Genomic DNA, 23,524 nt, shown 5'->3' on the forward strand with positions numbered 1-23,524 from the left:
TTACCCCCGGGAAAAAAGACGTTCTCCCGGGGGTAATTTTTTCATTACCCCTCCAAAAATGTAATTGACAAAACATTCTCCGTCATATTATCAAAACAAAGGAGGAAAGAATGAAGAAACTTTGGTTAGTTTTGTTGTCGCTGGGGTTGATCATGGCCTTCGGTGTGTCAGCCTTCGCGGTTGACGTTAAGGTTAGCGGTGAATATTATGCCGCCGGAATGTATTTAAACAAAGTCGGGGTTGACGAGCATCCCGGTGACGAGCAAATAAGCACAGCGTTCTTTTTTCAGAGACTGCGCGTCGGAACCGATTTTGTCGTATCTCCCTCACTAAAGCTGGTTACCCGTTTTGATGCCATGGAAAGAATCTGGGGCGGCGCCAGATCAAATCCTCAAGATTATGATATGTGGCAATCTGCAGGGACTTATGCGGAAAACGAAAACATTGCTTTCGACATTGTTTATATTGATTACAATTCTCTCATAGGCCGATTTCAGATTGGTTATATGCCGGATTATGTCTGGGGAACCGTTTTCAACAATTGGTCCACTCATCCCACCGGACAAATTAAATACTCAGTACCAGTCGGGCCATTTACTCTTATCGCCATTTACGCAAAAGAATGGGATAACAGCTACAGCGCTCTGAATTCTTCATACACTGAGGATACTGATGTGGATGCGGATTCCTACCGGATTGGCGGAATATACAAATTCAACACCGATAAGGTCAAGGGTGAAACCGGTATTCTTTTCGGATACGACCGCGACGCGACAGACAAAACCGACGGCTATCCCGACGCCTATCTGAGACGCGGATATTATATTCAGCCTTATTTCAAGGTCAAGGTCGGACCGGTTGATCTTCAGGGTGAAGTCGGTTATGAATTCGGAGATTACAAATGGGAAGATAACTCACCTAATACCAATGTGAACATCAGTGCACTTAGTGTCTTTCTTGATGCCACCGCCAATTTAGGCATGTTTTATGCGGGAGGATCCTTTGCTTATGTCTCCGGTGATGATCCCGGCACAGCAGATAAACTGGAAGGTACTTATGGAGCCGGTTTGGATTGGAATCCCTGCCTGATTCTTTTTAACAATGATGTTCTTGGTTACTGGTTAGGCGGTGTTTACGGACACACCAGTACACAAGTCAGCGGCCCGATGAACAATGCCTGGTTCTTCCAGGGCAGAATCGGTATGAAGCCCACTCCGCAGTGGGATCTCATGCTGGCAGTATCCTATGCGACAGCTGATAAAAAAGTGTCTGGCTTCGGAATTGATATTAACGAAGTTGCCAACGGCACCTACGGTACGGAAATTGACCTTGTCGGTACTTATAAAATTACCAATAACCTGTCCTATATGCTGGGCGTGGGTTATCTCTTTACCGGTGATTACTATAAAGGTGTGGACCGGCCAGTTGACAACATTGTTGACGACTACATGCTCATCAATAAGCTTGTCCTTAGTTTCTAAGAGAAAAGTTTCTTAAATTTCAAATTACCCTCGGGAGGACGAACCTTCCGGGGGTAATTTTTTTGACTAATCCTCATAAAATGTGATAAACAAATCACCACAGTGATTTATATAATACATTGTTGGAAGTACTAAGATAAAGATTTAATAAAGGAAGTCCCCCCATCAACAAGATTTACGGAAATACAACAGGTTTACGCGCCGCGCAAATAAAACAGATTGAACGCCTCGGCCACAAAGGCATCCCGCCGGAAAATATCATAACTAACGATCTGGCCCGGCAATTATCTTCTATCTCCCGTGAAATCAACCGGCAAATCGGCTTGCTCATCAGCCGCAAGGGCGAAATCAGTTCCGTTATCGTCGGCGATCATAAAAGTATTTTAATTCCTAATCTGGACGGATTTCGTTCTTCCTCTCTGCGCTTTAAAGGATTGCGGCTGATTCACACGCATTTAAACGGCGAAGAACTTTCGGACGAGGATTTAACAGACTTGTCCCATCTGCGGCTGGATCTTATCGGCGCGCTGGAAGTCAAGCAGGAAGGCTCTCCCGGCGTGATACACTGGGCGCATCTCATCGCAGAAAATCCAGATGGAGACTACTGGCTGATTATGAAGCCCGAAGAACCGCACCGGCTGCAGATAAATTTTCTTTCCTTCATTCAGGCACTGGAAGATGAGTTTGCAAGGAAACAGAAAGCACGGAAAATTGACGCGGTGGAAAAAGCCATTCTTCTGCGTGTGGAGAAGAATCCGCTCGCCGGAGCTGAAACATCGCTTGCGGAACTGGCCCAACTGGCGCGCACATGCGGCGTCGAAGTTTTTGATTCCATCGTGCAGTATCGTCCTCAACCCGACCCTAAATTCATGGTCGGACGGGGAAAGCTATCCGCCATCGATCTGAGGGCTTCGCAAATCGGCGCCAACATGCTCATCTTCGACCACGAGCTGACGCCGGCACAGGCGCGTTCCATCAGCAATTTTACCGGCTTGAAAATAATTGACCGTACTCAGGTCATTCTGGATATCTTCGCGCGGCGCGCGCACAGCCGCGAAGGAAAAATTCAGGTGGAACTGGCGCAGCTCAGATACCGCCTGCCGCGCCTGACTCATGTGGATACTTCCCTTTCCCGTCTGGCCGGCGGCATCGGTGGCATTGGTCCGGGCGAAACAAAACTGGAAATTGACCGCCGCCGCATCCGCGAGCGTATTCACCGCCTGGAAAAGGATTTAAAAGCGATAACAAAATCGCGGCGGCAACGCTCCAGCAGAAGAGAAAAAACAGGACTGCCCATTATTTCCATCGTCGGCTACACCAACGCCGGCAAGTCCACACTGCTCAACACCCTGACCCAAAGCTCGGTTTTAGTTGAAGATAAACTCTTCGCTACGCTGGACACAAAAAGCGCCCGCCTGCGTTTTCCTCAGGACACGGAAGCGATTATCACCGACACGGTCGGTTTTATCCGCAGTCTGCCGGAGGAATTATTCACCGCTTTCCGGGCAACGCTGGACGAGCTGCTCGATGCCGACATTCTCCTGCATGTTATCGATGCAAGCAGCAGCCAGTTTGAAGAGCAAATCGCCGCCGTGGAAAAAATTCTGGAAGATCTGGAAATTAACGGCAAGCCAACTATCCGGGTGCTCAATAAATCCGATCGCGTTGCCGACAAAGAAATGCTTCAAAATCTCTGTCGTCGTCTGGATGCTGTCGCTGTTTCGGCGCTGGATAAACGAACTCTTTTCGTATTGATGGAAAAAATAGAATCGCAGTTATCCGTTAACCACCCCTTTTCAGCCCGCTAATTTTATGCTAAGGAGAAGATATAAAGATATGGTTAGTTATTCATGAACAAGGAATTTGTTGAAATCCGCTGGCATGGCCGCGGCGGCCAGGGCGCCATAACGGCGGCAAAGATTGTTGCCGGAGCTGCCTTTATTTCCGGTTATTCAGGAGTTGTTATGGCCCCAACTTTCGGCACGGAGCGCCGTGGAGCGCCGGTTACGACATCTCTGAAAATATCCAAAGAAAAAATTTACGATTTATCACCCATCGAAGAGCCGGATATTGTTGTTGTTCTTGACCACCTGCTGCTTTCCGAAGGGGATGTAACCTGCGGCCTCAAACCCGGTGGAATCATCGTTTTGAACACACCAAAAGCTTTTGAAACATACAGTTTCAAAAATTACAGGCTGGCAACAGCAGATATAACGGCTATATCGGTAGAGGCTGGCCTTCCTCATGGTATAATCAATACGGGAATTATCGGTTCATTTGCGAAAGCCACAAATCTCCTGAATTTTGATACTCTGACTAAAGGCATTGAAGAGGAATTCAGGACAAGAAATCCCCAAAAGAACTCATTAGCCGCCAAAATAGCCTTTGAAAAAACTGTGACGCGAGATTGAAAATGGGTACCAGAAACTACAGAAGAAAAACGTCCCACAGCGAACCCGGGCCGGGTGACGGCGGAAGAACCGGTTCATGGAGGGTGGAGCGGCCGGTATTAAATACGAGCCTCTGTATCCCCTGCAAGAGGAAAACAGAGGCCTGTTTTATGTGCTGGCTTTTCTGCCCGGAGATTGTCATCTCCCGGACTATACCGCCGAAAATCGATCTGGAATACTGCAAAGGATGTGGTATCTGCGCTGAAGAATGCCCGACCAAAGCCATCACGATGGTTGACGAAGCGGCATTCTCAAAAGAGGAAAAGGATTAGGTGCAATGCATATTATAGAAAACGGAAATGTTGCCGCAGCGTTGGGCGTCCTGCTTTGCCGTGCCAATGTTATTGCCGCCTATCCCATTACTCCTCAGACTCCCCTGACAGAAAAACTCTCCGAGTATGTGGAATCAGGTAAAATGAAAGCCGAATACATTCCGGTTGAAAGCGAACATTCGGCTCTGGCCGTGTGCATTGCCGCATCATCAGCCGGAGGAAGATCCTTTACCGCCACCAGCGCCAACGGGCTGCTCTATATGCACGAACAGGTTCAGTGGGCGGCAGGCGCCAGACTTCCCATTGTAATGTGCGTTGTTAACCGCGCGGTAGGCGCTCCATGGAATGTCTGGAATGATCAGCAGGACTCGATTTCACAGCGAGACACCGGTTGGATGCAGATATATTGCGCTGACCATCAACAAATTATTGACTCGGTTATCAAAGCCTATTGGCTCGCGGAGAAGGTAAGCATCCCGATTATGGTCTGCTATGACGGCTATATTCTATCTCATACATACATGCCCTTTGATGTGCCGGATCAGGAAAAGGTTGATGCCTTTCTGCCGCCGTTTAAACCGGATTACGCTCTGAATCCCGATGAGCCTGCCAATCTCAATACAGTAACTCTTCCTGACGTCCGGCTTGATGTCCGTGGTGAGCTCGCTCACGGATATATGGAAATCAGATATCTGCTTCATGAAGAAATGCGAAAAGCACTTACCGTGGCCGCGGAAGCGGAAAAAAGATTTGCCGGTATATTTGGCCGGGGCGGCAACCCTTATATAGAACCTTATCTTTGTGATGACGCAGAATATATTGCTGTGGGATTGGGTTCTCTGACCTATCAGTTGCGTGTTTGCGTGGATGCCTTGAGAAAAGAAGGCATCAAAGTCGGCGTTATGGGCGTTCGTTTTTACCGGCCATTCCCGGATGTTGCTCTGGCCAACGCTCTGAAAGGAAAAAAAGGCGTAATCGTTTTTGAAAAGGCGTTGAGCTATGGTTATGAAGGAGCACTTTTCTCAGATTTAAAATCTGCACTTTATGAACATCTCTCGGGCACAGACGCATTGCCGGTTGTTCAGAATTTTATTTTGGGAATAGGCAACCGCGAAATTCGGACAGAAGATTTAACACAACACCTTCGGGCAGCGACAAAAGGCAGGGTTGCTCAGGAACCCGTTTGGATAGGGCTCAAACTTTAGGAGAATTTCACCAGTTTTCAAACTGGTTATTCATGAAAGAAACTGAACAAAATTGGCACAGTTTCTTCTTCCCCCTTTTTAAAAGGGGGATTGAGGGGGATTTTTAATCGGTGCAATCCCGTAAAAATCTCCCCTAACCCCTCTTTACAAAAGAGGAGAATTCAATACATGCCACCAACGAAACCCTTGCTGGCATTAAAGTTTCTTGGAGAATCAATGCAGGCGAAGACTACAATTTTAAGTTTACCGACAGAAGAATTTGTCCATCCGGGAACAAGAGCATGTACCGGCTGCGCCCTGGCCATCGCCTACAGGATAGGCCTCAAGGCTCTGGGGAAAGACACGATCCTTGTTGTGCCGCCGAGTTGTCTTACGGTCCTTCAGGGGCTCTTTCCGATTGCCTCGACAAAGCTTCCCTGCCTGAATGTAACCTTTGCCTCCACAGCCGCTGCAGCCACAGGAGTTTTGGCCACACTGAAGGTACAGGGCAAGGATAAGATTAAGGTAGCCGCATGGGCAGGCGATGGCGGAACGAGCGACATCGGTTTGCAGGCTTTATCGGGCGCGGCAGAACGTGGCGATAACTTTATCTACCTTTGCTACGATAATGAAGGGTATATGAACACCGGTGTTCAACGTTCAGGCACAACCCCTATCGGCGCCATAACCGCAAACACGCCTTTTCAGGGGAAGCTGCAACAGAAAAAGGATGTACCGGCAATCATGGCAGCACATAACTTAAGCTATGTTGCCACTTGCTCTGCCGCCTACCCCCTGGACCTTTTCGACAAGATAAGAAAATGCGTTGATATGCCGGGCACCAAATACATTCACATCCATATTCCCTGCCCGCCGGGATGGGGATATGACCCTCGATATGGAGTCAAGATCGGCCGGCTTGCCGTGGAAACCGGATATTATGATCTCTATGAAATAGTCCATGGTGAGTTCAAACTGACTGCAGCGTCCGAAAAGCTGGTGGAAAAACGCAAGCTGATACCGGTGCGTGAATATTTCCGCACACAATCACGTTTTAAAATTATTACAGATGCACAAATCGCCGACATCCAGAAGCAGATCGAAGCGAAATGGGCTAATTACTATAAACAAGACGAGTGATGCCATCTCTAAATCAAAGCGCTATCTTTGTTGACTGCATCGCCGGCGTCCTCAACGTATGATACAATACGCCTCGTCGCCTCCTCCTTGTTGCCTCGATATCATCTTTGATTTGGCGGTGACACAATTACTTCTGGCAATTGAATTTGATTGACTATCCTATATTAAAATTATTCGAACTTTATTTCTCGTTGATGGATTCCTTAATCTTGAAACCGAAATGCCGTCCGCCTTCTTCGGTATAACCTAAAACTTTATCTCCCTTGGCTAATTTCACAACCGACACCGGTTCTCCGGAAGGTTGCGTCAACCTGATTGTTTCCGCGTTTTGAAGAATAATAGAAACTTCTTTGTCGCCTGCTTTCGCCACAATATTGAGCATGGGTCTTTTTTCTATTTTAAGCCTGCCTACGGTGGAAACAATGCTTTCACCTTTTTGGTTGACGATCAGGATTTCATCTCCTGTTTTGAGTTCATCAAGATACTTAGTTTTTCCGTTGGGCATCATGACATAGGCATGAACAGCACCGGCGTTGACGCGAAAAGGTCTTGGCTCGACATAGGGATTTTCGACACTTTCCGAGTGTACCAGAAAAAAAGCGTTGCTGTAATTTCCAATCAGCATACCTTCGCCCAACTTCATATCCGTAATTGTATCGATACAGACCCTGTCGCCCATGGAAACCTTTTGCACCTCCCTGATGATAAACTCTTGCAGCACAAGTTGCGAACCAATGCCCTTGGCGAAGGCTACAATCTCTTTGATCACCGCCGGATTATCCGTACGAATGAGAACACCCCAAACACCTTTTTCGAGGATAGTTAAGGCAACTTTTGCATCCGCCATAGACGTTACAGGGAAAACGACTTTGGCACCCTGTGCAATGATATTCTCCAACGGAATAATGGTCCAGTCCTGACTCTCTACAATAGCCGTCTGGTCTTTCAAAGAAGCTATTCTCTCTTCATCTTTTTTATTTTTGATGGTGATTTCAAGGACATCTTTTCCCAATCGCAAATCGCTTTTTTGATCATCGGCGATTACACAAATCAGTCCCAGGGCTTTTACTTTTTCGACATCATCGCTATTCACCAAAACGGCATCGACACCGCTTTCAATGGCTGTCGTCACGAGATCTTTTTTCCAGTTGCGGCAATCGAGCCATACCTTTTTCATTATTTACCCTTTCCCTCAAGAATCGCCGTTGCGGCTTTCACGCTGGCATCCTCGTGAAGAATCGCCTTGATGGCTTTGATCATACGGGAAGGATCTTTATGCTGAAAAACATTCCGGCCAATAGAAACTCCTCCACCGCTGGCAAGGATGGCATTTTTGATATTATTTAAAACATCTATATCGCTTTTCGCCTTTTCGCCGCCTGCTATCAAAACCGGAACGCCGCAACCTTCTACAACAGAACGGAAGCTGTCGACATCACCCGTGTAACTTACCTTGACTAAATCTGCACCAAGCTCTGCCGCAACCCGGGCTGAATGTTTAACAACAGCGACATCGCTTTCCGTCTTTATCTTCTTGCCCCGAGTATACATCATCGCCAGAAGCGGCATACCCCAGGCCTGGCATTGTTTGGAAACTTCACCAAAATCTCTAAGCATTTCCTTTTCATCGTCGGCACCGATATTGACGTGAATGGAAACGCCATCCGCACCCAATTTGATGGCTTCTTCCACGGAACAAACCAGAACTTTCGAATTGGGATCGGGACTCAGCGACGTGCTGGCGGAAAGGTGAACTATCAGGCCGACATCGTGGCCGTGCCCGCGATGACCTGACCGAACTACACCTTTGTGAATCACGATAGCGTTGGCACCACCATCAACCACCTTGCCAATAGTAGTCTTCATATCTACAAGACCGGATATGGGACCTGCCGTTACGCCATGATCCATAGGAACAATCAGCGTCCGGCCATTTTCACGGTTCATGATACGTTCCATCCTAATCTGTTTGCCGATCATATGTTGCCTCCTGTGATTTTTATAATTAAGAAAATAAGATTTGATACTGCGTTTATTGTCAAAGACAAAACACAATGTCAAGATTATTTTAAACAATCGCGGAATAAACCAAGTAAATTCTTCTAATTAGACCCTTTCAGATATTGTTAGCATCGAAGTGCTGTCTTCATGATTTCCATATTCAGATTGCCACCGGACATGATCATAACCACTTTTTTTCCTGCAAGACTTTCCCTGATTTTGTAAGCCGCTATCAGGGAGACGGCGCCCGCGGCCTCTGCCAGATTATGCGTAGTTGTCAGCGCCATTCTAATTCCTTCAAGTATCTCGTCTTCGGTCAGAAGTACGACATCACTGATGTTGTCCTTGAGGATGGTATAGGGCAGATGGAATACAGCTCTTGCGGCCAGTCCATCGGCAACCGTATGGGCTTCATCAAGAGTTACAATTTCTCCCTTCTTCCATGAATTATAAAAGGATGCGGCATTCTGAGCTTCTACGCCAATTATCTCAATTGCCGGTTTGAGTGCACGCATTGTTTTTAAAAGCGACGCGCAACCGGCACCGCCGCCGATAGGACAAATAATAGTATCTACTCCCGGCAGGTCTTCCATGATCTCCAGTCCAATAGTGGCAAGGCCATTTAAAATTTCCGGCTCGTTGCCCTGCTGAACATAGTAATAACCGGCGCTGTCCACAAGTTCTTCGCAGTATGATTGCGCGTCGTAGAAATCATCTCCGTGGACAATAAGTTCCGCGCCGTAACTTTCTATTGTTCTGTTAATTTCAGGATTGTTGTGCTCCGGCACTACAACCGTGCAGGGCACATTAAACCATTGTCCCGCCCAAGCCATGGCCAATCCATGATTGCCTCTGGTCGCGACAAGTATTCCGGCCTCCAGTTCCTCACGGGACATATGATGGAAGAAATTGAGCGCCCCTCTTATTTTGAATGATCCGGTCGGATTGTGGTTTTCGTGCTTGACGAACGCCTCGCAACCGATAAGTCTGGAAAGTTCCGGATAATGAGTCAGGTTTGTTCTATTGAGGTACTTGTAAATAACGGATCTGGCCATGAAAGCCTTCGGCAGATTAACCTGCATACTCAACATTTCATATTTCTTCAGCATAAATCCCTCCTTTATAATTAAGGATCATATATGTTGGCTCGAATGCTATTTATAACAAATTCTCCATCTAAATATGCTTGCTTATCAGGTCGGCGTATCTGGCAGAGGCACCAATATTGGCCAGCACAGCCTCTCTTCCTTTTTCGCCACGGCTGATGATTTCTTCAGGATGAGTAAGCAGTTGAATAATTCCCCGCAGCAATTCTTCCTCGTTTTTTACCGTGATGCCGCAGCCTTCATCTTCCAGCAAAGCTCTTTCCTGGCTGAAATCTTCCATTGAAGGACCGTAAAAAATTACTTTCCCCCAGGCCGCCGCCTCTAAAATATTTTGTCCACCTTTGGGAACAAGACTGCCGCCACAATAAACAATAGTGGCCAGCGAATAAACCTTAAATAGTTCTCCGATAACATCAACGACAATGATTCGCTCGTCGTTTCTGGGACGTCCATTGTTCATATCCGAGAGTGTTATGAAATCGTTTAAATTTGCCTGCCGTAAAAGATTTATAACATCATTAGTCCTTTCAATGTGACGCGGTACAATAATGAGTTTAAAATCATGATAACGTTTTAAAATATCCTGATAAACGCTAATGACAATTTTTTCTTCACCTTCATGCGTGCTGCCGGCAACAAAAAATCTTTCGTTTCCCCGCGCGTTGAAACGCAAACATATTTCCTTTTGCAAAGCCGGTGAAACCATTGCCGCCAATCCGTCGTACTTGGCATTTCCCAGCACTTTAACTTTTGTGGAATCCAAACCGATAGCCCTGATCCTTTCCGCGTCAATCACGGAAATCATTCCGGCGGCATCCAGATTATCCAGAATTTTTCTCCAGAAAAATGCCGTCTTAAGGTAACGGCGATAAGAGCGGGGAGAAATCCTTCCATTGACCATCAATGTTTTTATCCGAAACTCTTTGCAAACACGAAGGAAATTAGGCCAAAGCTCCGTTTCCACGAGTACAAAAACATCGGCTTTAGCTAATTTGATAATTTTACGCACAACAAATGAAATATCCAGAGGGAAATAAATAAATGCGTCCGCTCCCTTGATAAATCTGCGCGCCATTTCCTGGCCTGTTTCCGTGGAAGTAGAAAAAATGACCTTTATTTCCGGCCTTTTCATTTTCAGGCACGCAACTATCGGTGCGGCGGCGGTAACCTCACCAACTGAAACCGCGTGAATCCAGACTCGCGGCCCATCCTTCAGATTAGTCAGTATTCTTAACTGTTGTCCACCTAGTTTCGGGATTATGCTTTTGCGGTATTTACCGGTAAAAATTATTTTCAATAAAAAATAGGGCGCAATAAATATCGCGGCAGCAGATAAAATAATATTGTAGAGAATATACATGGCGCTATTTTTAGATTTTTCCGCCGTAGTGTCAAGGGAATTAATGAGTCCCAAGTAATGTCCTCCGCTGGCGGAGGTGTCACGTAGTGACGGAGGTGGATAAAATTCATGTAATTCGCAACTGACCAATACTACGTATGCTTCGAAAATTTCCACCCCTTTGCCCCCGGACATTACTCACTACACACAATCAATATTTGCAATTGCGATACAGTCTTTTCGTAAAGGAATGACAAAAATGGCCAAAATTGATTTTTTATTAGATCATCAAAGATAACAACCCCGTGGTTGACAACGGCTGCTCTTTAGTATAATTTACATCTACAAAAGAAACGGGAAAATAAAAATTAAATGAAAAAAATAATAGCACCTTCGATCCTTTCCGCCGACAGCAGTAGACTGAGTGAGGAAATTGCTGCTATAGAAAAAGCCGGCGCGGACTGGATTCATATTGATGTAATGGACGGTCATTTTGTTCCCAACATTACCCTGGGTCCGGCCATAATATCAACTTTAAGAAAAACAACAAAACTCCCTTTCGATGTACACCTGATGATTGAAAATCCCGAAAGGTACATCGAATCTTTTTCTCAAGCCGGCGCGGACATTATTACAGTACATGTGGAAGCGGCTAATCATCTTCACCGGACAATCGATATCATCAAAAAGGCCGGGAAAAAAGCAGGCGTTTCATTAAATCCGGCAACATCTTTGACGCAAATCGAAGAAATTATTCACGATATCGATCTGCTGTTGATTATGAGCGTTAATCCTGGATTCGGCGGCCAGCAATTTATCAAAACCTCTTTACCAAAAATTGTCAGGGCAAAAACAATGCTGGAAGCTTCGCCATATAAAGTGCTGCTGGAAGTTGATGGAGGAGTAAATCTAAAAAACATTGGCGATATAGCTCAGGCGGGAGCCGATGTTATCGTTGCCGGTGCCGCGGTTTTCGGCAGTGACGACTATAAGAAAACGATTGCTTCATTAAAAACTGTCGCTAATAGTCAGACAACTTAGATTTCCAGAGAATAAAATAACATCTTCCATTTTCATGCTTGTTGTATGTCGGGAAGAAAATCTCCTCTGAAGAAGGGTAAAAACAAAAAACCCGCACCAAAAGGCAGCGGGCTTATTTGTTGAAGATTATGCGTTTTTACTTTGCTATTTTTGCCATTACACTTAATTACGATTGCTTATACTTTATCAAACCAAAAACAAAAATCAAGCAATATTTTTAAAAAATTGGCCGTCTACTTAAATCAACAAAGATAACAATTACTTATTGATCGCAAACAAGTATTTTAGTCAAAACCGTTGGGTGCAACTGGAAATTATAAATTTTGTGCTTGACAAGGCAAAAAAAAAGCGTATTTTTGCAAGCAATGTAAGGACTTGTTATATTAATACAACCTTTATTAAATCTTTGAAAGGAGGTTTGCGGATAATGAAAAAAATATTTGCTATTTTTGTTGCTATGCTGTTCGTTGCATCTTTATCTATTTCAGTTGTAGGATGCAAAAAAGCTGAAGAACCTGCACCGGCTCCTGCTGTTGAAACACCTGCTCCGGCTCCCGATGCTGCACCTGCAGGCACTGCAGTTCCTGCTCCTGAAGCTGCGCCTGCACCTGCAAAATAATTGCTTAATAACAATTTGCAGACAAATTAATCGGGTGTTCACTTTTTAAGTGAATGCCCGATTTTTTTATAAAGAAACAAATCTGCACCAGCGAAAACAGCCGGTATTCATTTTTTTTATTTTCTGGATTTTTGCGACATTTGTCGAAGCTTGCGCTGTTTATTCCGGCACACGCCGGATTTGCGTACGACGACAGTCGTGCGTTTGTGTTTTTATTCCTGAACAGGGAAGAGACTGTTTTTAATCAATTTCATTTTTGCCAGACGAAAAGTCAGCGCAGTCATCAGACAGCCGAAACCGTATTTCATGCTTCGGTTAAAATTTATGGATGAAGCTTCGGCAAAATAACTTGTCGGACAACTCACCTCCGCTATCGTGTAACCAAGCCAGACAATCTGGGCAAGCATCTGATTATCGAAAACAAAATCATCGGAATTATTTTTCAGCGGCAGTTTCAGCAAAAGTTCGCGGGAAAAAGCGCGATAGCCGGTGTGATATTCGGAAAGTTTTGCTCCGATTAAAATATTTTCCGTAAGGGTCAGAAAGCGATTGGCGATATATTTCCACAGCGGCATGCCGCCTTTTAAGGCATAGCCGCCTAAGATGCGGGAACCAAGGACACAATGATAAAGGCCGTTGCAGATCATTGAAGTCATCGCCGGAATCAGCTTGGGCGTGTACTGATAATCAGGATGCACCATAATGATGATGTCCGCACCCTCTTCCAGCGCCAGCCGGTAACAGGTTTTTTGATTACCTCCGTAGCCGAGATTGCGTTCATGCACAAAAACTTTCGTCAGAGGAAGATTATCTGCGACTTTCACGGTATTGTCCGGGCTGGCGTCGTCGACAAGAATAACCTTGTCCACGACGCCCTGCGCCATGACTTCATGATATGTTTTCATGATGGTTTTCTCGGCGTTGTATGCCGGCATGACCACCACTACTTTTTTATTCTGAAACATGCCTCATCCCAGCCGCTCTTTTTAAGCAAAATGAGCGTCAAGTTTCTGCTGCTGCTGCTTTGCCTCCACTGTCATTCTTTCCATCAGTTCGGCCACGGTCGGCTCATCGTGAAGCAGGCCCATTACCTGCCCTACGGGAAGCACACCTTCCTTCGTGTCGCCGTCTTCCGTGGCAACTCTGATCGCATGGAAACCGTTCGCCATGAAAGCCAGTTGTTTGGCGGTTTTCCAGCCTGCCAACATAACACCCACAAACAGTTTGAAGAAAGGCAATTTTAACTGCTTGGCAATCTCCTGCGCATGTATGAAAGCCGCCGGCAGATTTAACCCTTTCTTGACGGCTCTTTCGGCGGCATCGGTCTTCATGATACGGCAGAGTAGTCCGTCAAATCGATCCGAATACAAAGTATCCTCGACGCCTTTTTCCATGGACAGTTTTTTATAAACATCATGAAGAGGACTTTCTTTAGTTGTCATAAAGCGGGTGCCCATAGCGATTCCTTCCGCGCCCAGAGCCAGCGCCGCCGCCAGACCGCGTCCGTCACCGAAACCGCCGGTGGCGATGACGGGAATCTTCACCGCGTCGACCAGCGACGGAACCAGCACCAGAGAAGTAACATGCTCGCCATGCGCCGCCGCCTCGTGGCCGGTGGAGATAACGCCATCGCAGCCGTAATCTTCCGCACGTTTTGCATGTCGTGCGTTAACCACAGTCGCAATAACTTTACCTCCGTAAGTATGCGCTTCCTTTACTATCCAGTCACCTTTACCCAGAGAGAAATTAATAACAGGCACTTTTTCTTCCAGCAATACTTTGGCGTTTTCTGCAGCACCCGGAAATAAAAGAGTAGCATTGGCACCGAAAGGTTTGTCCGTAAGGGAACGAATCTCTTTAATCGCTTTTCGTGTCAAATCGGCATTCAGGGGACCTGTTGCCAGAATTCCCAAGCCTCCGGCATTGGAAACGGCGGCAACCATTTTGGGCGTACTTATCCAACTCATTCCGGATAAAATAATGGGATATTTGATTCCAAAAAGCTCTGTAATCCTGGTTTTCATAAAAATATTCTCCTAATTTATTTTTTGCTGTAATCGTACACGCCGCGACCGGTCTTTCGCCCGAAGCGACCCGCGCGGACAAGTTTTCTTAACATAAGAGCCGGACGGTATTTGTCGCCCAGTTCTTTGTACAAATCTTCCATAATGTGCAGCAGCGTATCAAGACCGACCAGATCAGCCAGCGCCAATGGTCCAATGGGATGATTACATCCCAGCATCATGCCCTTATCGATATCCTCGGCGGAAGCGAGTCCTTCATCCAGAACGTAGAAAGCTTCATTGAGCATCAGGCACAGTATGCGGTTTACGACAAACGCCGGAGCTTCTTTTACTACAATAACTTCTTTGCCGATTTTTTTGCCCCATGCTTTGGCGACTTCCAGCGTTTCAGCGGAAGTCTGATAACAGCAGATTATTTCCAGAAGTTTCATAACGGGAACCGGATTGAAAAAATGAGTGCCGATTACCTTATCCGGACGTTTGGTTACGGATGCCATTTCCGTGATACTTAGTCCTGAAGTATTCGTGAAAAACAGACAATGCGGAGGAACTACTCCTTCGAGTTCTTCATAAACTTTCTTTTTAACAGCCATAACTTCTATGACAACTTCCACTACAATATCCGCTCCTGTTGCCGCTTCTTTGATATCCAAAGTAGGCTTGATGCGGCCAAGAATCGCGTCCATCTGCTCTTTGGTAATTTTGCCTTTTTCCGTATCGCGGCTGAGGTTCTTTTTAATCGTGTTCATCCCGCCATCAATAAAGCGCTGTTCAATATCGCGCATGGTTACTTCATACCCCGCTTGCGCGCATATCTGCGCTATTCCACTGCCCATCAATCCGGCGCCCAACACACAAACTTTTTTAATTTCCATTTCTATTTCCCCTTTAACATGTATTTTAATGAGTCCCCGGTTTCAGAAGCAAAGCGCGCTGAAACTTGCGGCTCGAATTAATGAAACTCAAATATTACAAACGCAGTGCGGTAATATTTGTAAGTTGTAATGAGGCCCAAACTTCAAAAGCAAATAACCTAAAGGTCACGATAGGATCACTATAGGCGTATTGACTTTTTTCAGCCGGTGTGCAGGCTAACAAACTATGCGAGCCAAAGTCAAGGAAAAACCCCGGATGGGGAAACATCAGAATTTCATTGAACAAAAAACTTTGATATGCAATCATACAACCCTGATTTTAAAGGATAAGTCAAAGCAATAATTGTCATTCTGGGTATAAGGTACATGCTTATTTTAATTGACGGCTATAATTTAATCAGACAATCCGACAATCTGCGGCGATATGAAAGAAAAACTTTGGAGGCGGGACGAAACGCTTTAATCGCCAAGCTGGTTGAATATGAAAATAAAAGGGCGCATCAGATCATCGTGGTTTTTGACGGCATTCAGAACGGCTGGGCGGAAGAAGGAAGAGACAGAGAAGGAAAAATCAATATTATATATTCGCGCCATGGCGAAAGAGCTGATGACGTCATTAAGAGAATAGCGGCGCAAACCGCGGGAGAAGTTATTGTAGTTTCTTCCGATCGGGAGATATCATCTTTTGCAACTCAGTCAGGCAAAACGCCTCTGTCGTCTTTAGAATTTGAAGCCATTATGAACAACGTTATTTACGCGCCTTTCGAAACAAAACCCGCAAAGAAGAAAAATGATACGACTGAGCGGCGTTCCCAGAAGAAGGGACCGGCAAAAAGACTGCCACGCGCGAAAAGACAAGCGCAGACAAAAATCAAAAAGCTATGATAAAAAAATTTACTCTACTTCATGTATGAAAAATGCCGATGATATAAAATAAGGATTGAAAAACAATAACTTTTCTGGTAAATTTTTCTCATTAAGCATTATCTATTCCCGATATAAAAAAGGAGAGTAATAATGATCAAAGCGACGAGAGTAAAATTTTTCCAGCCATTATGGCTGCTCTTTTCTTTAATTCTACTTTGTTGTCTTATCGCCTGCGGCGGCAGTGCAGACACCGCAGATACCGGAGGTGGGACAACGACAACTAACGCCGCCAGTCTTGATTTACTGGTCAGCAGTCCTACTCTCAATTCTGGCGTAACAACGCAAACAGTAACATTAACGGCTCTGGCAAAAGACTCTAATAATAATACTTTATCAGACCAAACAGTATCGTTTTCCGCAACATCGGGTGCCGTAACCGTTGTCAGTAACACTACAGATGCTTCGGGACAGGCAACGGCAACTCTCGGTACAGGCGGTGATAAAACAAACCGCACTATTACCATCACAGCAACATGCGGATCAATAACAACAACAACCACTGTCAATGTAATCGGAACTACTATTGAGATCTCGGGACAGGATACGGTTGGTTCCGGCGCTCAGGCTACTTATACAATCACGCTGAAAGACTCCGCCGGTGTCGGCATACCTTCAAAGACCGTCACCGTCGCCAGCAGTCACGGCAACAATCTCAGCGCATCGTCATTTATCACCAACGACAGTGGAGTCGGCACTATCACACTGACGGGCACGATCAGCGGTGCGGATACCTTGACGGCAACAGGCCTTGGCACAGTGGGACAAAAAGAGCTTACGGTCAGCAGCGCCACACAAAATCTGGCATTTACAACGCCCGCGATAAATGCAGAAATACCTATCAGCACAACAACTTCAGTCAGTGTGCTTTATACTAACGGAGGCGCACCAGTCCCCAGCCAGGTCGTATCTTTTATCACATCGCGCGGCACGATCGGCGGAACGGCTACAACAAACGGGTCCGGTATCGCAACGGTCAACATCAGTTCCACAAATGTTGGAGTAACAACAATTACCGCTTCCGTATCCGGTGGTCCGTCCGCGTCTCTGAATGTAGAATTCGTCGCCACAACACCCAGCACCATGACACTGCAGGCCGACCCTTCTGTCATCTCTACCAATAACGGAACATCAACAACTCAGCGCAGCACATTGATCGCTATTGTACGCGACGCGAATAATAATCTGGTTAAAAACCAGACGGTTAATTTTACCTTGACTGAAGATCCGAGTGGAGGCCGTCTTGAGCCCTCCACGGCTAAAACGGACAGCAACGGAAAAGCAACTATTGCCTATATCGCCGGCACTACGGCAAGCTCCACCAATGGCGTCAAGGTTCAGGCGAAAATCGGAACTACTATAACGGCAAATACAACTCTTACCGTTAGCGATATCGCTCTTTTCATTTCGATCGGTGCCGGACCTACAGTTACGAAATTAACTGACCAAACTTATAAAAAGAATTTCGATGTCCATGTGACGAATGCGGCAGGCAATAACGTGGCAGGAGCCACCGTCACGGCAACCGCAACCAGTATCGCCTACAAGAAAGGCTACTGGGTAGGAGATACGGTTCTTGGCGCGTGGGTTCAGGTATTGACGCTGACATCACCCCATAATGAATCTGAATTTTCAGACCCTGCATTGCCGACAAACTATTGTCTGAATGAAGACATGCATTACTGGGGTGACGCAGACCATACGTCTTATTTACAAAACGGCATTCTGGATGCAGGTTCAGATGAAGATTATAACGAGAGCACAGCGCTGGAACCGGGAAGTGTTGCCGGTGTGGATGCCAGTGTCACAACAGACAGCAACGGAATCGGCACACTGGGTGTCACTTATCTCAAAATATACGCGACATGGGTGATTGTCCGTCTGGATGTCACAGTAACCGTCGGCGGTACGGAGGGCAAGGCGCATAGGACATTTGTTCTGACTTACGCCGTAGATGACTATCCCTATCCCGAAAAGGCGCCACCCGACAGCCCGTTTGGCGTTTCGGAAACGTGCTTGGATCTGGAATAGTTTTCTAAATTTTATAATACATGTTAACCGGCCATTCGCTTTACAGCGTGTGGCCGATTTTTTAATGAGACCCCATCTTCAAAAACAAAGTGAACTGAAACTTGCCGGACGGAATAAGGCCAGAACTTCAAAAGTGAATAACCTGAAGATCACACATGCGAAATTCCGGAACGAAAGTGGCATTTCTTGAACTTAGAACTGTTTTTTATGTGCAGGCTTTAATGAGAAACATCTCCAGCAATAATTGCGGGCTGGAGGCGGAAGATTTGAAGGCGCGGTCAAGCTCCAGCAAATCATCAAGAAATTTGATCAGGCGGGAATTGTTAAAACGAATACAATTGCGCAACGCGTTATACACAACAAAAGGATGCTGGCTGAAAATAAGGCCTTCCCGCTTTACCCCGGAGGCGTTCAATTCGCCGATAGCGGGATAAATAATTTTTTGGAACCAGCCGTACTCCATGCCGGGAGTGAATTTCGGCAGTTTCCCCGAATCCACCAGAATTCTGGCCTGCAGCAAAAGCCGGATTTCCCGCACCAGCATACTCAGAATTATCAGATGATGAGTCCCCTGATCCAGAATGTTTTTCAGGGCATCGAGCGCCGCCAGTTGATTTTTTTCACTCAGGGCAGTCGTTAAAGCAAAGATTTCTTCTTCTTTTGTTTTGCCCACGGCGTCTTCAACATCATCTTTATCGATGATCGTCTTGCCCCCGACATAAGAAATAAGCTTCTCCAGTTCCAGCATTGAGCGCCTTAAATCGAATCCTGTTTTCCGGCCTAAAGCAATCCAGGCCGCGGGCGATAATTTTTTGCCGCAACCATCCAACAATTGCTGTGCCTGCTTCTGGAGCGTTTCTTTTCTGACTGTTTCGTTTTTGACCTCACCGAAATAATGGACAACACCAGCCTCGGAAATAATTTTGTAGAGCTTTTTCCTTTTATCCACATCTTCAGCCGTAAGAATCAGACAGTTTCCCGCGGGTAATCCATCCTTAAAAATTTCTTCGAGACGCTCGGCATTGTCGGCGCCTGTTGCTGCGATGAGTCCTGAATCGGAACAGATTTCCAAAATGCGGGGCAACCATTTTTCGCGCTCTTCTCCCGCATCTCCTTTCACAATTTTACTCCATTCGTCATCGGTTATTTTTCGCCAACCGGCATTGAGCAAATCTTCCAGAGAAAAACCGGCTATTTTTAAAAAAGTCAGAAAATATTTCGCCGCCTTCGCCGGCTGTTCATCAATGCTGCCGCGTATTTTTTGAATCAGTTTAGCAAGATTTTCGCGGGATTGAAAAATTGTGGTGTTCTGCACCACAACCACTTTCCTGTCGCCTAAAAGAGACGGTGTCAGAATATGTTCCATCAGGCTGTCAATATCGGTATTTTCGCCGTCAAGATAAAACAGGCTGAAATCCCGGGAACCATCCGGTAATATTATATCTAAAATTTTATTGAGGTTTTCGTTGATTAGATATTCTTCTTCCCCGTAAAGAAGGTAACAAGGCGCAATAATACCTTTTTTCAAATTGGCGAAGATTTTTTCCATGATTATAAAGAACTACTTTTTTGAGGATTATACTATAACATATTTCTTGATGAGCTTGACGACTTCTTCCGGCTCATCAACGACCTGAATCAAATCCAAATCGGCAGCAAGAATTTTCCCATTTTTGATCATGGTATTTTTCAGCCAGTCTATCAATCCCTGCCAGTATTCGCCGCCCATTAAAATCAAGGGAAAGGCTTTGATTTTCCTGGTCTGAATCAAAGTAAGCGCTTCAAAAAGTTCATCCATTGTTCCGAAACCGCCCGGCATGATAACATACGCGACGGCGTATTTGACAAACATAACCTTGCGGACAAAGAAATACTTGTAATCAAGATGAATATTCGCGTAGGGATTGGGCTTTTGTTCATAAGGCAGTTTTATGTTCAAACCTACCGATTTCCCGCCGGCTTCAGCAGCGCCTTTATTGGCCGCCTCCATAACCCCGGGACCGCCGCCGGTGATTATACTAAACTTTTCCTGAACCAGAAGCCTCGCCAATTTTTCGGTATTTTGATAACAAATGTCATCGGGCTTGACTCTGGCGGAGCCGAAAATGGTGACGGCATTATGAACATTAGAGAGAGTCTCAATGCCATCGACAATTTCCGCCATAATACGAAACACTCGCCACGATTCATTGATTGACATTGAATCAATTACATATTGCTTTTCATCCATAAGGATTACTCCCCTAAGGCCACAATTGAAGCGCCCATCAAAAATTACTGCACTAATTAATATCAGCTTAAAACTTGCGGCGTCTTTGAACTTTGGCCAGTCTTCGCTGCGCCTCAATTTTTTTTCTCTTTTGCTTTACTGAAGGCTTTTCATAAGCACGGCGGACTTTTAATTCCTTAAACAAGCCGCTTTTCGAAAGTTTGTTTTTCAAAAGTTTTAGAGCCTTTTCTACGTCATTGTCAATTACCCTTACTTCCAAGTTAATTCCTCCTTGTTTTTGTTATTTTACTGAAAATATTAAAAAAATAACTTTATGGGTCTCATTTCCAATCCCGATACATCGGGATTAATTCGACTAACCAATCTGACTTCGCTTCGCTTGTCATATTGGAGTATCAATAATAAAAAAAGGGCAGTACGGCAAAAACAGATTTATTCTGTGCCGTAAACTACCCAACAATTTCCAATTAATTTAAAAATCACGCTCCTTGTTTGGGAATAACGCTTTTTAATACCCTTAGGAAGCTATCGTTTTCTTTACGATTTCCTACTGTAACCCTCATGCAGTTGGGTATCAGTGGCGGTATATTCAAATTTTTTACTACAATACCCTCTGCGACGAGTGACTTATATATGCGATCTGAATCAAAAGCGCAACTAAAAAATATAAAATTTGCCTGGGAAGGAAAGGGTTTAATTCCGGCAATTTCTTTCAAACCCAGGTAAAGTTCTTCGCGTCTTTTGATTATTTCTTCAACTTGCCTGGAAAATTCGTCCTGATAGTCCAGAAAAAAACTGGCGGCTATTTGTGATAACGAATTAATATTATAAGGTAATCTTACTTTGTCTAAGTGAGCAACGATGCCCGGATTAGCGATTAAAAATCCCAGACGCATTGAAGCTAACCCCAATTTGGACAGCGTTTTCAGGAAAATAAGATTATCGTATTTTTTTAGCAGAGGAAGCAGGGTCTGGCCGGAAAAGCTGGCATAAGCTTCATCAATAACAACCATGCCGGGAGATTTTTTGATGATAGTTTCTATTTTAGCCCGATTGAAAAGATTACCGGTGGGAGCATTCGGATAACTTAAGAACACCAGAGCAGGAAAATTTTTCTTTATCTGGTCAATAATGGCGTCGCAATCGAGATCAAAATTCTTATTCAGGGGCACTTCCACCACTTTATTGCCGGTGTTAGCCGCTATAATCTTGTACATGGAAAAAGCGGGAACGGGAATCAACACACCATTTATTTTGCCTTTCAGCGCCAAACAAAGGATTTGAATCAGTTCGTCAGAACCGTTGCCTGGCATAATCATATCTTTATCCACGCCGTAATATTGAGCAAATCCTTCGCGTAATTCCGGAGCACCGGCCACGGGATAACGGTTTAAATCAATCCTGGCCATTTTTTCGAAAAGTTTTCTCTTCAGAGGTTCCTGAATGGTAAAAGGATTTTCATTGGCGTCCATCTTTATCGCGCCCGTAACATCCGGCGCCATATAACCGCTTTGCTTAAATATTTCTTTATTTACGATGTCTTTCAAAATCATGGCCATAAGAACCTAATTAAAAATATTTTCACCTTGTATATTCCAACGGGTATTATTGTATTTTCCCATTAATTCATTTTTTAAAGTTTCTTCCGCGGATGTTAAAGTTTCTTCCACCAGATCTATCCCTAACTCCTCGATAAAACCTTTCTTCAATTGAAAACAAATGTCCTGCGCATCAACCGGTGAAGCAATTTCTTCGTTGACCGATGTCACTGTTTCTCTTAGTTGTTCTACTTGCCGAGATGTGCGCGAAGGCAATAAAAAATCCGCTGTCTTCACCGGATCAAAAGCTAAAAGCAATGAACCATGCTGTAAAAAGCCACCTCGTCTTCTCACCTGAGCACTGCCGCAAATTTTACGCCCTTTAACTAAAAGCTCATTTTTAGAAGGAACCGAAAAGCAGTAAGTTTCAGCTTTTTGTACCGGCAAAACCCGGCCACTTTCGACTAAATCCGCCTTTATTCCCAAATAATCCAAGCCGCAAGCGATACATTTGCTGATCACTTTATATGTTCCCAGAATATCGGGCGGGAATGATTTTTCCTGATCCGGGGCTACAACAGAATAAGTAATTTCATTAAAATGGAAAACGGCTTTTCCCCCTGTTATTCTTCTGGCGACATCAATTCCGGCACTGTAACATTTTTCGATATTTACTTCCTTTCTTGCGTCTTGAAAATAACCAATGGAAATTGCCACCGGCCGCGAATTATAAAATCTAATCGTGGGGGATTTTTTGTTTTTTATGGTTTCATTGAAAATCGCCTCATCTATAGCCATGTTTTCGAATATATTATGATATTGAAAATTTAATAGTCTCCATGACATAGATAATGATCAGTCTATTTCTTTTTGTGTTATAAAATCATGGTAACTGGAAGCAACCATAAGATCATCTATTTGATCCAAATTATCCATTTCAATGATAATCAGCCATCCGGTATCATAAGGATCTCTGTTTATTATATCGCTGTCGTCGATAATATCTTCATTAACAACAACTATAGTGCCACTGACGGGAGCAATCAAATCCACTACTTCTTTGACGGATTCGATGGAACCAAATGTTTCGTCGCGTTCCACATAAGTATCGGCTTCAAGAAATTCAACGGAGAGAATGTCTCCCAGTCTTTCCTGGACATAATCGGTAATTCCTATCGTGGCCATAGATCCATCAACCCGGACCCATACGTGTTCGGAACTATAAAGCACATCTTCTGGAAACACTTTCATAACAGCACAACCTCTGCT

At 44.9% G+C, this 23,524-nt stretch carries 23 protein-coding genes; 10 read left to right on the forward strand and 13 right to left on the reverse strand.

The features are described from left to right. Nucleotides 1-110 precede the first annotated feature (110 nt). The 6 genes from CVU62_02795 to CVU62_02820 all read left to right on the forward strand — a co-directional run bounded on the left by CVU62_02795 (nt 111) and on the right by CVU62_02820 (nt 6,527). On the forward strand, nt 111-1,481 hold the full coding sequence (locus CVU62_02795) for a hypothetical protein (GenBank protein PKN39145.1): 1,371 nt from the start codon (nt 111-113) through the stop codon (nt 1,479-1,481). 164 nt (nt 1,482-1,645) lie between these two features. Further along, the gene (gene hflX, locus CVU62_02800) at nt 1,646-3,289 is read left to right on the forward strand and encodes a GTPase HflX (protein ID PKN39146.1); all 1,644 of its coding nucleotides are present in this window, start codon (nt 1,646-1,648) and stop codon (nt 3,287-3,289) included. 42 nt (nt 3,290-3,331) lie between these two features. Further along, nucleotides 3,332-3,892, forward strand: coding sequence for a ketoisovalerate oxidoreductase (locus tag CVU62_02805; GenBank protein ID PKN39147.1), 561 nt, complete (start codon nt 3,332-3,334; stop codon nt 3,890-3,892). A gap of 2 nt (nt 3,893-3,894) precedes the next feature. Next, nucleotides 3,895-4,203, forward strand: coding sequence for a pyruvate ferredoxin oxidoreductase (locus CVU62_02810; GenBank protein ID PKN39148.1), 309 nt, complete (start codon nt 3,895-3,897; stop codon nt 4,201-4,203). 5 nt (nt 4,204-4,208) lie between these two features. Further along, nucleotides 4,209-5,408: a pyruvate ferredoxin oxidoreductase gene (locus CVU62_02815; protein PKN39149.1), complete on the forward strand. Its 1,200-nt coding sequence runs from the start codon at nt 4,209-4,211 to the stop codon at nt 5,406-5,408. 216 nt (nt 5,409-5,624) lie between these two features. Continuing rightward, a complete protein-coding gene (locus CVU62_02820; GenBank protein PKN39450.1) occupies nt 5,625-6,527 on the forward strand; it encodes a 2-ketoisovalerate ferredoxin oxidoreductase in 903 nt (300 codons plus the stop codon). Nucleotides 6,528-6,708: 181 nt separating this feature from the next. Here the strand turns inward: CVU62_02820 and CVU62_02825 are convergent, their stop codons facing one another. From CVU62_02825 to CVU62_02840, 4 genes are all read right to left on the reverse strand, one after another. Then, complete coding sequence (locus tag CVU62_02825; GenBank protein ID PKN39150.1) at nt 6,709-7,704, reverse strand: 3-dehydroquinate synthase II; 996 nt, start codon at nt 7,702-7,704, stop codon at nt 6,709-6,711. Further along, nucleotides 7,704-8,507: a fructose-bisphosphate aldolase gene (locus tag CVU62_02830; protein PKN39151.1), complete on the reverse strand. Its 804-nt coding sequence runs from the start codon at nt 8,505-8,507 to the stop codon at nt 7,704-7,706. The genes CVU62_02825 and CVU62_02830 overlap by 1 nt, the downstream gene beginning before the upstream one ends. Nucleotides 8,508-8,653: 146 nt before the next feature. After that, nucleotides 8,654-9,610: a threonine ammonia-lyase gene (locus CVU62_02835; protein PKN39451.1), complete on the reverse strand. Its 957-nt coding sequence runs from the start codon at nt 9,608-9,610 to the stop codon at nt 8,654-8,656. A 94-nt stretch (nt 9,611-9,704) separates the two neighbouring features. Beyond that, nucleotides 9,705-11,168, reverse strand: a complete 1,464-nt coding sequence (locus tag CVU62_02840) for a hypothetical protein (GenBank protein ID PKN39152.1) — start codon at nt 11,166-11,168, stop codon at nt 9,705-9,707. Between the two features lie 177 nt (nt 11,169-11,345). Between CVU62_02840 and CVU62_02845 the strand changes: the two genes are divergently transcribed. Further along, nucleotides 11,346-12,014 (forward strand): ribulose-phosphate 3-epimerase, encoded by a 669-nt coding sequence (locus tag CVU62_02845; GenBank protein ID PKN39153.1) that lies wholly within the window; start codon nt 11,346-11,348, stop codon nt 12,012-12,014. A gap of 427 nt (nt 12,015-12,441) precedes the next feature. Next, complete coding sequence (locus CVU62_02850) at nt 12,442-12,633, forward strand: hypothetical protein (protein ID PKN39452.1); 192 nt, start codon at nt 12,442-12,444, stop codon at nt 12,631-12,633. 212 nt (nt 12,634-12,845) lie between these two features. Here CVU62_02850 and CVU62_02855 read toward each other — a convergent pair whose 3' ends face one another. The 3 genes from CVU62_02855 to CVU62_02865 are packed head-to-tail and all read right to left on the reverse strand — an operon-like array spanning nt 12,846 to nt 15,532. After that, the gene (locus CVU62_02855) at nt 12,846-13,598 is read right to left on the reverse strand and encodes a glycosyl transferase family 2 (protein ID PKN39154.1); all 753 of its coding nucleotides are present in this window, start codon (nt 13,596-13,598) and stop codon (nt 12,846-12,848) included. A 21-nt stretch (nt 13,599-13,619) separates the two neighbouring features. Beyond that, on the reverse strand, nt 13,620-14,657 hold the full coding sequence (locus CVU62_02860; GenBank protein PKN39155.1) for an enoyl-ACP reductase: 1,038 nt from the start codon (nt 14,655-14,657) through the stop codon (nt 13,620-13,622). A 17-nt stretch (nt 14,658-14,674) separates the two neighbouring features. Continuing rightward, nucleotides 14,675-15,532 carry a 3-hydroxybutyryl-CoA dehydrogenase gene (locus CVU62_02865; protein PKN39156.1) on the reverse strand — a complete coding sequence of 286 codons (858 nt, stop codon included), beginning with the start codon at nt 15,530-15,532 and terminating at the stop codon, nt 14,675-14,677. Between the two features lie 366 nt (nt 15,533-15,898). On the opposite strand from CVU62_02865, the gene CVU62_02870 reads away from it, so the two are divergent. Beyond that, the gene (locus tag CVU62_02870) at nt 15,899-16,417 is read left to right on the forward strand and encodes a hypothetical protein (protein ID PKN39157.1); all 519 of its coding nucleotides are present in this window, start codon (nt 15,899-15,901) and stop codon (nt 16,415-16,417) included. A gap of 132 nt (nt 16,418-16,549) precedes the next feature. Beyond that, a complete protein-coding gene (locus CVU62_02875; GenBank protein ID PKN39158.1) occupies nt 16,550-18,487 on the forward strand; it encodes a hypothetical protein in 1,938 nt (645 codons plus the stop codon). 205 nt (nt 18,488-18,692) lie between these two features. On the opposite strand, the gene holA is transcribed toward CVU62_02875, so the two are convergent. From holA to gcvH, 6 genes are all read right to left on the reverse strand, one after another. Continuing rightward, complete coding sequence (gene holA, locus CVU62_02880; GenBank protein PKN39159.1) at nt 18,693-20,036, reverse strand: DNA polymerase III subunit delta; 1,344 nt, start codon at nt 20,034-20,036, stop codon at nt 18,693-18,695. Between the two features lie 27 nt (nt 20,037-20,063). After that, a complete protein-coding gene (locus CVU62_02885; protein ID PKN39160.1) occupies nt 20,064-20,717 on the reverse strand; it encodes a TIGR00730 family Rossman fold protein in 654 nt (217 codons plus the stop codon). 67 nt (nt 20,718-20,784) lie between these two features. Next, complete coding sequence (gene rpsU / locus CVU62_02890; protein PKN39161.1) at nt 20,785-20,976, reverse strand: 30S ribosomal protein S21; 192 nt, start codon at nt 20,974-20,976, stop codon at nt 20,785-20,787. A gap of 220 nt (nt 20,977-21,196) precedes the next feature. Further along, a complete protein-coding gene (hisC, locus tag CVU62_02895) occupies nt 21,197-22,276 on the reverse strand; it encodes a histidinol-phosphate transaminase (protein ID PKN39162.1) in 1,080 nt (359 codons plus the stop codon). A gap of 6 nt (nt 22,277-22,282) precedes the next feature. Beyond that, nucleotides 22,283-23,101, reverse strand: coding sequence for a hypothetical protein (locus tag CVU62_02900; protein PKN39163.1), 819 nt, complete (start codon nt 23,099-23,101; stop codon nt 22,283-22,285). A 9-nt stretch (nt 23,102-23,110) separates the two neighbouring features. Continuing rightward, nucleotides 23,111-23,506, reverse strand: a complete 396-nt coding sequence (gene gcvH, locus CVU62_02905; GenBank protein PKN39164.1) for a glycine cleavage system protein H — start codon at nt 23,504-23,506, stop codon at nt 23,111-23,113. Between the last annotated feature and the right edge of the window lie 18 nt (nt 23,507-23,524).

The sequence above is a fragment of the Deltaproteobacteria bacterium HGW-Deltaproteobacteria-2 genome (genome assembly GCA_002840505.1).
Lineage (GTDB): Bacteria > Desulfobacterota > Syntrophia > Syntrophales > Smithellaceae > Smithella.

What these genes read in the sequence shown, in the direction of transcription:
- CVU62_02795 (PKN39145.1), top strand. Translation starts at nt 111, where the DNA reads ATGAAGAAACTTTGGTTAGTTTTGTTGTCGCTGGGGTTGATCATGGCC.
- CVU62_02805 (PKN39147.1), top strand. Translation starts at nt 3,332, where the DNA reads ATGAACAAGGAATTTGTTGAAATCCGCTGGCATGGCCGCGGCGGCCAG.
- CVU62_02810 (PKN39148.1), top strand. Translation starts at nt 3,895, where the DNA reads ATGGGTACCAGAAACTACAGAAGAAAAACGTCCCACAGCGAACCCGGG.
- CVU62_02815 (PKN39149.1), top strand. Translation starts at nt 4,209, where the DNA reads ATGCATATTATAGAAAACGGAAATGTTGCCGCAGCGTTGGGCGTCCTG.
- CVU62_02820 (PKN39450.1), top strand. Translation starts at nt 5,625, where the DNA reads ATGCAGGCGAAGACTACAATTTTAAGTTTACCGACAGAAGAATTTGTC.
- CVU62_02825 (PKN39150.1), bottom strand. Translation starts at nt 7,704, where the DNA reads ATGAAAAAGGTATGGCTCGATTGCCGCAACTGGAAAAAAGATCTCGTG.
- CVU62_02830 (PKN39151.1), bottom strand. Translation starts at nt 8,507, where the DNA reads ATGATCGGCAAACAGATTAGGATGGAACGTATCATGAACCGTGAAAAT.
- CVU62_02835 (PKN39451.1), bottom strand. Translation starts at nt 9,610, where the DNA reads ATGCAGGTTAATCTGCCGAAGGCTTTCATGGCCAGATCCGTTATTTAC.
- CVU62_02840 (PKN39152.1), bottom strand. Translation starts at nt 11,168, where the DNA reads ATGTCCGGGGGCAAAGGGGTGGAAATTTTCGAAGCATACGTAGTATTG.
- CVU62_02845 (PKN39153.1), top strand. Translation starts at nt 11,346, where the DNA reads ATGAAAAAAATAATAGCACCTTCGATCCTTTCCGCCGACAGCAGTAGA.
- CVU62_02850 (PKN39452.1), top strand. Translation starts at nt 12,442, where the DNA reads ATGAAAAAAATATTTGCTATTTTTGTTGCTATGCTGTTCGTTGCATCT.
- CVU62_02855 (PKN39154.1), bottom strand. Translation starts at nt 13,598, where the DNA reads ATGTTTCAGAATAAAAAAGTAGTGGTGGTCATGCCGGCATACAACGCC.
- CVU62_02860 (PKN39155.1), bottom strand. Translation starts at nt 14,657, where the DNA reads ATGAAAACCAGGATTACAGAGCTTTTTGGAATCAAATATCCCATTATT.
- CVU62_02865 (PKN39156.1), bottom strand. Translation starts at nt 15,532, where the DNA reads ATGGAAATTAAAAAAGTTTGTGTGTTGGGCGCCGGATTGATGGGCAGT.
- CVU62_02870 (PKN39157.1), top strand. Translation starts at nt 15,899, where the DNA reads ATGCTTATTTTAATTGACGGCTATAATTTAATCAGACAATCCGACAAT.
- CVU62_02875 (PKN39158.1), top strand. Translation starts at nt 16,550, where the DNA reads ATGATCAAAGCGACGAGAGTAAAATTTTTCCAGCCATTATGGCTGCTC.
- holA (PKN39159.1), bottom strand. Translation starts at nt 20,036, where the DNA reads ATGGAAAAAATCTTCGCCAATTTGAAAAAAGGTATTATTGCGCCTTGT.
- CVU62_02885 (PKN39160.1), bottom strand. Translation starts at nt 20,717, where the DNA reads ATGGATGAAAAGCAATATGTAATTGATTCAATGTCAATCAATGAATCG.
- hisC (PKN39162.1), bottom strand. Translation starts at nt 22,276, where the DNA reads ATGGCCATGATTTTGAAAGACATCGTAAATAAAGAAATATTTAAGCAA.
- CVU62_02900 (PKN39163.1), bottom strand. Translation starts at nt 23,101, where the DNA reads ATGTCATGGAGACTATTAAATTTTCAATATCATAATATATTCGAAAAC.
- gcvH (PKN39164.1), bottom strand. Translation starts at nt 23,506, where the DNA reads ATGAAAGTGTTTCCAGAAGATGTGCTTTATAGTTCCGAACACGTATGG.